Source organism: Sphingomonas sp. 66-10 (assembly GCF_001897045.1).
GTDB classification, from domain to species: domain Bacteria; phylum Pseudomonadota; class Alphaproteobacteria; order Sphingomonadales; family Sphingomonadaceae; genus Sphingomonas; species Sphingomonas lycopersici.
In genome coordinates, this window is sequence record NZ_MKRR01000137.1 from 225 (window position 1) to 8,399 (window position 8,175).

Below are 8,175 nucleotides of genomic sequence, written 5' to 3' on the forward strand. Positions count from 1 at the left end.
GCGCTGATCAACTTCTGGCGCCAGATGTTCGAGACCGGGCTGATCGTCATCATCTCGACCGGGCTGCTGATCTATTATTCGCCCTGGCTGGGGATCGTTCCGCTCATATTGATGCTGGTCGGCACGGCGCTGCTTGCCGCTCAGGCAGACGCATTGGTGCTGCTCGATCGCCGGATCGGCAGCGCTTATGACGCGGTGACGCAGGATCTGTCGGAAGGCGTCAACGGCGTCCGCGTGATCAAGGCGTTCGGGCTGGGCGCGGCGCGGATCGCGCGCTTCGACGCGCATGTCTCGGTCTTTCGCCGCGAGGCGCGCGCGGCGATCTCCTATGCGGCGCGGCACGTCCCCCTGCCCCAGACGATCGTCGCGCTCGGCCATGTCTGGGTGCTCGGCTATGGCGCGTGGCTGGTCGGGCACGAGCGGCTCGATGTCGGCGCGCTGGTCGCCGCGTTGCTGGTGGTCAACACGCTGGTGCTGAGGATCGAGACGATCGGGATGCTGCTCCAGATCGTCGCCGATGCGCGCGCCTCTGCCGGGCGCATCTGGGAGGTGCTCGACGCCGAGCCCGATATCGTGAGCGGCACGGCGCCGCTGCCGCGCGCGCCGCTCGGATTGAGGCTGCGCGGCGTCTCGGTCGCGCCGCTCGGCGACGGCGGGCTCGTGCTGCGCGACCTGTCGCTCGATATCGCGCCAGGCGAGATCGTCGCGCTGGTCGGGCCAACCGGATCGGGCAAGAGCCTGCTGTGCGGCCTGCTCCCGCGCCTCATCGATGTCGACAGCGGGTCGATCGAGATCGGGTCGGACGCGGGCGGCTGGCGCGATCTGCGCATGCTGAACCTCGGCGCGTTACGCCGTCGCGTCCATGTGTTGCCGCAGGAAAGCTTTCTGTTCTCCGACACGCTCGCCGCCAATCTCCGCCTGACCGCGCCTTACGCCAGCGACGCGCAATTGATCGCGGCGCTGGAGCAGGCGGCGGCGGGCGAATTGCTCGAACGGTTGCCGGACGGGCTGGAGACGCGGGTCGGCGACCGCGGCGTGACCTTGTCGGGCGGGCAACGGCAGCGCATCTGCCTTGCGCGCGCGCTCCTCGCCGATGCCGACCTTTTGGTGCTGGACGATGCGACCAGCGCGCTCGACGCCGCGACCGAGCGCCGCGCGATCGACAATATCCGCGCCTTGAGGCGCGGTACGGCGCGGCCGGTGACGATGCTGATCGTGTCGAGCCGGCTGTCGACGATCCTCGCGGCCGATCGCGTCCTGCTGCTCCAGAACGGCGGGATCGCTGCTGAGGGAGCCCATGATGCGCTGATCGCCTCCAACCCGGCCTATCGCGCCTTGATGGGATTGTGAGATGAACGCATTCGCCGGTGACCGGCCGCTGTCCGACCTCGAGCTTGAGGAGAAATTCGCGAAAAAGGCGCTGGACCGCTTCATGCTGCATCGGCTTGCGCCGCTGCTGCGCCCGGTGCGCTCGCGCATAGCGGCGGTCGTCGCGATCGAGCTTGTCCAGGTGCTGGCGATCTTCGCGCGGCCGATGCTGATCGGGCTGGTGATCGATCATGCGCTCGGCAATCATGGGCGGCCGTTCGACGAGCGCCTGATCCTCTGGGCGTGCCTCGGGCTTGCCGCGACCTGGGCGGCGCGCTTCGCGCTGAGCGGGGTTTCGCAATATGTCGCGGGCACGGCGGCGATCCGCGTCCTCAACGATCTGCGCAGCGAGGTGTTCGCCCACGTCCAGCGATTGAGCGTCGGCTATTTCGACCGGACCAAGGCGGGGCGCATCATCTCGCGCGCCGACCGCGACGTGGACACGCTCGAACCGCTGCTGATCCAGGGGCCGCCGCAATTTCTGTCCGCATTATTGCGCCTCATGATCTCGGCGATCCTCCTATGGACGATCGCCCCGCAACTGCTGCTCGGGCTGGTGGGGGTCGTGCCGATCCTCGTGCTGGCGACCTTCGCCTTCAAGCGGCTGTCGCAACGCACCTGGGCACGCGTGGCGGAGAACCGCAGCCGCTTTACCGCGCATCTGGTCGAGACGGTCGCCGGCGTCCGGCTGCTCAAGCAGGCGGGGCGAGAGACCGAGAATCTGGCGCGCTACAAAGGGCTGCTCGAGGATTTCAACAGCGCGCTGATCCGGGGCAATGCCCGCTCCGGCTGGTTCGCGCCGTTCACCGGGCTGCTCACCACCGCCGCGCTCGCGCTGATCCTGCTGATCGGCGGGCGCGGTGTCGCCTTGGGCTCGCTGACCATCGGCGAGCTGACCCAGAGCCTGTTCTACGTCTTCCTGTTCCTCGCGCCGCTTCAGGAGTTCAACGACCTGTTCGAGCGCTTCGCCAACGGATCGGCCTGCGCACAGCGGATCTTCCTGCTGCTCGATACCGAGCCGGAAGTCGTCGACGCGCCCGATGCGATCGATCTGGATCGCATCCGCGGCGAGATCGAATTCCGCAACGTGGATTTCTCCTATCTTGCCGGCAAGCCGGTGATCCGCGATCTCAGCCTCACGATCGGCGAAGGCGAAATAGTCGCGATCGTCGGCCCCACCGGGCATGGCAAGAGCACGCTGGTCCAGCTTCTCACCCGTTTCTACGATGTCGGATCCGGCTGCGTGCTGCTCGACGGGCACGATCTGCGTCATCTGTCCGAGGCCAGCCTTCGGCGGCAGGTCGGGGTCGTGCTTCAGGACAATGTCCTGTTCAGCGGCAGCGTGCTCGACAACCTCCGGCTCGCACGCCCCGAGGCGAGCGACGCGGCCCTCATCGACGCGGCGCGTGAACTCGGCGCCGGCGACGTTCTCGAGGCGCTGCCGCGGGGTTATGAGACCGATGTCGGGCCGCTCGGCGCGCAGCTCAGCCAGGGGCAGCGACAGCTGGTGTGTCTGGTGCGGGCCTATCTGGCCGATCCGGCGGTGCTGGTGCTCGACGAAGCGACCTCGGCGGTCGACGTCAGCACCGAACAGCGGATACAGGCCGCGCTGCGGCGCTTGTGCGAAGGGCGCACGGCATTGATCATCGCGCACCGGCTCGCCACGATCAGGGACGCGGACCGCATCGTCGTGATCCGCGACGGCGCGATCGCCGAAATCGGGCCGCACCACGAGCTGATCGAAGCGCAAGGCGCCTATGCGGCGCTCTACCGCGCCTATGACCGAAACCTGGCCGAGCCCGCGTGACGAAGCGCGCGACGCGCTAGGGTCTAAAACTCCTCTCGGGATGCGCTGGTCCCCGCCGGCCTGATCCGCGGCGTTTCGAGTTCGACGATGCTGTCGGGCGGCACATCGGTGCGGAGCCACAGATTGCCCCCGATGCGTGACCGCGCGCCGATCGTGATCGGCCCGAGCAGCACCGCGCCGGCGAAGATCACCACATCATCCGCGATGAAGGGATGCCGGCGGGCGCGAGGATCGGCATTGCTGTGCGCGGCGCCGGCGGGCAACGGCTCGCCGCCCAGCGTCACGCCCTGATAGAGCCGGACCCGATCGCCGATCACGCAGGTCTCTCCGATCACGATCCCGGTGCCATGATCGATGAACAATTGCGCCCCGATCGTCGCGCCGGGATGAATATCGATCCCGGTTTCCGCATGCGCGACCTCGCCGATGATCCGCGCAATCAGCGGCGCGCCGAGCTCGTACAGGCGGTGGGCGAGCCGGTAATGGAGGATCGCGGTCAGCGACGGATAGGAAAGCAGGACTTCATCGACGCTGCGGGCGGCCGGATCGTTGCGGTAACCGGCTTCGACATCGCCATCGAGAAGGCGCCGGATGTCCGCCAGGCTCGCCGCGAACGCGCCGACGATATTGTCCGCGACGCGCGCCTCTTCGATACTATTGATATCCGGCCGCGCGAGGCGAACCTCGAGCGCGACCTGCGCGGTCAGTTGCGACAGGGTCGATTCGAGCGTCGCTTCGATCCAGCGATTCTCGTTGGACGAATTGAGCTCGGGTGGCCCGAGCCGGAGCGGGAACAAGGCCGTGCCGAGTTCACGGCAAATCCTTTTGAGCGACTGGCGAGAGGGGAAAGCGAGGACGCGCTCGCTCACGCGGTCATGCGCGATCCGCCAGTCGGCGCGCGCCTGTTTCAGCTCGTCGATCACGATTCCGAGATCTCGCGGGATCGTGATGGATCCGTCCAAAGCGGCAGGCATGGGAACTCCTCGGGGTTACCCGGACCGTATTCGGTTCCGTCCGGACCATATTAGCCGGATGCGCTCCCGGCGCCGGGCAGAATTGCCAAACCCGGGTATAGATTTCCTATCAAATCAGTAGGGTTAAGCAGGATAGCGACGCGAAGACCGCCGGATCAGGCCTTCACCCACATGCGGTCGAACCGCCAGGTGGGAAAATGCGAGCGTTCGGGTTTGATCCCGCCGACCCGAGCCGCCGCGCCGTCGAGCACGTCGGTGAAACCCCAGATGAGAAGGCCGCCGCGGTCGAACTGGATGCGCTGCGCCTGATGGACCAGCGCGCTGCGCCGTTCGAGATCGGGCTCGCCCATCGCGCGCTGGAACAGGCTGGAGAATTCGGGATCGCGGAAGTGCGTCTTGTTGTTGACCGCGGTGGGCGCGTCGATGTGGAGCGCGGTGGCGAGCCACGGCGTGCCGAGCGTGCCGCCGGTGCTGAGCGCCCAATCCGGGCGCGACTTGCCGTTGAAGACGGAGAAATCGACCTTGCGCACCCGGATATCGACACCGACGCGCTTGGCCTGTTCGGTAAAGACCAGCGCCGGGCTGGCGGCGGCGGCGGTCGTAACGAGCTCCACCGAAAGATTGGATGCGCCGGCGGCGGCAAGCAGGCTGCGCGCCTTGTCCGGATCATAGGGGCGCCTGGCGATCGCCCGGTCGAAGGTCGGGTCCTGCGGCGCATAAAGATCGTTGGCTGCGCGGCCGTGCCCTTGCAGCGCGCGCTTCACCAGATCATCGCGGTCGACGAGCAGCCGGAACGCCTCGCGCACCCGCGCGTCGGCGAAGGGGCCGCTCGCGACATTCATGTCGAACGACTGCCAGGTGTTGGACGGCGACACGATCACCTGCGCCCCCGCCTTGCCGCGCAGCAACCCGGCATGTTCGGGCAGGATCATGTTGGCGAGGTCGATCTGCCCCGCGAGCAGCGCGGAGACGCGCGCGAACTGGTCCTTGAACTCGATGATCTCCAGCGCGTCGGGATAGGGACGGCCGGGCTTGTGGTAATTTTCGAACCGGACGAAGCGCGCGCGCTGGCCGGGGGTGAAATCCTTGAGCTTGAACGGTCCCGCGCCGACCGGATTGTGGACGGGATCGTAATCGGTCGGCACGATGCCGCCGAAATTCACCCACGTCTCGGGCAATGCCACGAAGGGCAGCCCCGGCTTCATCGCGATCCGCACCGTGCGCTCGTCGAGCTTGCGAATCGAATCGCGGTCGACCGGGTTGATCAGCGCGCCGAACGGCGAGGCGAGCCGCGGGTCGGTCAGTCGCCGCAGCGAGAAGATCACATCATCCGCGGTGATCGACTTGCCGTGGTGGAATTCCAGCCCCTTCTTCAGCCGCACGGTCCACGCGCTGGCGTCGGGCGTGACTTCGCTCGTCTCGGCGAGATCGAGGACCGGGAGCATGTCATCGTCCCATTCCCAGAGCTTGCTGTACATCGCGAAGCCGCGAATGACGCTGCCCATGCTGATCGGTTTGTGGACGTCGAGATCGCCCGTCCGATCCGGCTCGAGGATGCCGAGGCGCAATGTGCCGCCGCGGCGTGGCGCATTGCCCGCGCCGCCGCCCGCCGACGGGCCGCAGCCCGGCAGCATCAGCGCGCCGCCGGCCGCCGTCAGCCCGCCCAACAATGCCCGACGCGAAACGAACTGCTCCATATCGCCTCCTCCTTCGATCGAAATTGCGTCAGCGGCGCGCGGGCGCCTGGGTATAATCGAGCGCCGGTTTGCGATCGCCCAGGAGCGGCTGATAGTGGAAGCCCGCGCCCTGGCTCTTGTGGAGCTCCTCCTTCGCGGCCCTCAACGTGTCGGGGTTCACCAGCAGCTCCGCCCCGGACAAAGCGAGCGTCTTGGCGGCGATCAGCGCACCGTCGACCCCGATCGACGTGCCGCTCGCCGCAGCCGCCTGCCAGCTATGCGGGACGGTGCCCGGCACCCAGGTCGCGGTGCCGAGGCTCGAGGTCGGCGTTACCCAGCTGATGTCGCCCACATCGGATGACGCGGAGGTCCGGCGACCGAAATCATAGGCGCCGATCGCGGACGGATCGGCCCTCCCCGCCCCGGCCGGCAATGTCCTGGAGATGGCCTCGGCGAAGCGGGCCTCCTCCGGCGTATAACGATACCCGCCAACGCGGCGCAGATTGGCGTCGACGACGCGGCCCAGCGTGTCGTTGGGCAGAACCCCGAAGCTGCCGCTGACGATCTCATAGGAGAATTTGGTGCCGGTCGCGAGTGCCGCCGCCTCGCCGGCCTTTTTCACGCGGTCGAAAACATCGCGCACCACGTCCGCGTCATAATGGCGGATATAATAGAAGCTCTCGGCGTGCGCAGGCACGATGTTCGGCTGGTCGCCGCCGTCGGTAATCGTATAGTGGATGCGCGTTTCCTGCGGGACATGCTCGCGCAGATAATTGACCGCGACATTCTGGATCTCCACGCCGTCGAGCGCGGATCGCCCGCGTTCCGGCGCCGCGGCGGCATGCGCCGCGATGCCCTCGAAGCGGAACTTGACGCTGATCACCGCGAGCATCGTGCCCTGCGCAGCGCCGTTCTGGCTCGACGGATGCCAGCTCAGCACCGCATCGACATCCTTGAACAGACCGTCGCGCACGAAATAGATCTTGGAGGAACCGCCCTCTTCCGCCGGGCTGCCATAGACGCGGATCGTTCCCGGCGTGCCGGTCTGCTTCAGCCATTTGGCGAGCGAGATCGCCGCCTCGACCGATGCCGCGCCGAGCAGATTATGGCCGCAGGCGTGACCCGCGATGCCGCCGCGCGTCGCCTGTTGCGGCGCGTCGACCTGCGAAAGACCGGGCAAGGCATCATATTCGGCGAGATAGGCGATCACCGGGCCGCCATCGCCATAGGTCGCGACGAAAGCGGTGGGGATGCCGGAAATGCCGGTCTCGACGCGGAACCCCGCGGCCTTGAGCTGGCTCTGGAGCAGCGCGGTGCTGCGCTCTTCGCGGAACCCGACCTCCGCCCATTCCCAGATCTTGCGCGCATTGGCCGCGAGTTGCGGTTTGCGCGCCTCGACCTGCCCGGTGATCGCCGAGACATCCGCGTCGGACAGCGGGTGCGCCTGTGCCGCCGGCGCGCCAATGGCGAGGACCGCGACGAGCCCGCGCGGAAAATATCGTGCCTTCATGCAATTCTTCCTCTTCATCGCGCGGATGGCTCAGAAGGATCCGGTAAGGTTGATGCCGATCGTGCGGGGCGGAACGGTCGTCACCGTCTCGGTCGTGCCGCCTAAAGTATTGCCGGCCGCCACCCGCGCGATCGTGTCGAACAGATTGTTGACGAAGACGTAGACGCCATAGCGTTCGGTGTGGATGCCGGCGCGCAGGTTCGCGAGCGTATAGTCGCCGACCTGACGATAACCGATCGCATTGGGGCGGAAGTCCGCATAACTCTTGCCGACATAGCTGAGATCGCCGCGCAGCAGCGCGCGCAACTTGCCGCTTTCGCCGATCGCCCAGTCATATTGGCCCGCAACCCCGACCGTCTGCGGCGCGATGAACGGAATCTTGTCGCCGGCGCGGGCGGTGGTGGCGCTGGGGGTGACATTGTCCGGCACCTGATCCTGCGTCAGCTTCGCATCGGTCAGCACGAAGTTGATGTTGAACGTGAGACCCGCGATCGGGCTGATCACCGTCTCCGCCTCGATCCCGCGGATACGCGCCGCGCCCGCATTGCCCAGATAGAGGAAGCTGCCGCTGTTGATGCTGACCTGCATGTCCTTCCAGTCGGTGATGTAGCCCGACAGGTTGAAGGTGAACGCGCCGTCCGCCAGCGTCGTCTTCAGGCCGCCTTCATAGGTCGTGGTCTTGTCGGGCGCATAGGCCAGCGCCTGCGCAAGACCGAGCACCTGGTTGACCCCGCCCGGACGGTAACCGGTCGCCACCTGGCCGTAGAGCAGAAGATTTTGCAGCGGCTTCCAGCTGACGTTGGCCTTGTACAGCCACCCGTTGTTGTTCGACTTGTAATA

At 66.9% G+C, this 8,175-nt stretch carries 6 protein-coding genes (1 of these 6 cut by a window edge); 2 read left to right on the plus strand and 4 right to left on the minus strand.

Going from position 1 to position 8,175, the window contains the following annotated elements; translation table 11 throughout:
• Together BGN95_RS18465 and BGN95_RS18470 are read left to right on the plus strand one after the other, a co-directional pair.
• Positions 1 to 1,350, plus strand: partial view of an ABC transporter ATP-binding protein gene (locus tag BGN95_RS18465; RefSeq protein WP_502688317.1) — the 3' portion only. The gene continues 204 nt to the left of window position 1, outside the view; the window shows 1,350 of its 1,554 coding nt (coding positions 205-1,554); its start codon lies off the left edge, out of view; it ends in the stop codon at positions 1,348 to 1,350.
• Position 1,351: 1 nt separating this feature from the next.
• The gene (locus BGN95_RS18470; protein WP_286773602.1) at positions 1,352 to 3,175 is read left to right on the plus strand and encodes an ABC transporter ATP-binding protein; all 1,824 of its coding nucleotides are present in this window, start codon (positions 1,352 to 1,354) and stop codon (positions 3,173 to 3,175) included.
• Between the two features lie 23 nt (positions 3,176 to 3,198).
• Here the strand turns inward: BGN95_RS18470 and epsC are convergent, their stop codons facing one another.
• From epsC to BGN95_RS18490, 4 genes are all read right to left on the minus strand, one after another.
• Complete coding sequence (epsC, locus tag BGN95_RS18475) at positions 3,199 to 4,149, minus strand: serine O-acetyltransferase EpsC (protein ID WP_286773603.1); 951 nt, start codon at positions 4,147 to 4,149, stop codon at positions 3,199 to 3,201.
• Positions 4,150 to 4,304: 155 nt separating this feature from the next.
• Positions 4,305 to 5,846: an ABC transporter substrate-binding protein gene (locus BGN95_RS18480; protein WP_286773604.1), complete on the minus strand. Its 1,542-nt coding sequence runs from the start codon at positions 5,844 to 5,846 to the stop codon at positions 4,305 to 4,307.
• A 28-nt stretch (positions 5,847 to 5,874) separates the two neighbouring features.
• The gene (locus BGN95_RS18485) at positions 5,875 to 7,335 is read right to left on the minus strand and encodes an amidohydrolase (RefSeq protein WP_286773605.1); all 1,461 of its coding nucleotides are present in this window, start codon (positions 7,333 to 7,335) and stop codon (positions 5,875 to 5,877) included.
• Positions 7,336 to 7,365: 30 nt separating this feature from the next.
• Positions 7,366 to 8,175 (minus strand): TonB-dependent receptor domain-containing protein (locus tag BGN95_RS18490; protein ID WP_286773606.1); only part of this gene is annotated, 810 nt, incomplete at its 5' end.

Excerpts from the sequence above, each read along its gene's own strand:
- BGN95_RS18485 (WP_286773605.1), bottom strand. The coding sequence starts at position 7,335 with ATGAAGGCACGATATTTTCCGCGCGGGCTCGTCGCGGTCCTCGCCATT.
- BGN95_RS18470 (WP_286773602.1), top strand. The coding sequence starts at position 1,352 with ATGAACGCATTCGCCGGTGACCGGCCGCTGTCCGACCTCGAGCTTGAG.
- epsC (WP_286773603.1), bottom strand. The coding sequence starts at position 4,149 with ATGCCTGCCGCTTTGGACGGATCCATCACGATCCCGCGAGATCTCGGA.
- BGN95_RS18480 (WP_286773604.1), bottom strand. The coding sequence starts at position 5,846 with ATGGAGCAGTTCGTTTCGCGTCGGGCATTGTTGGGCGGGCTGACGGCG.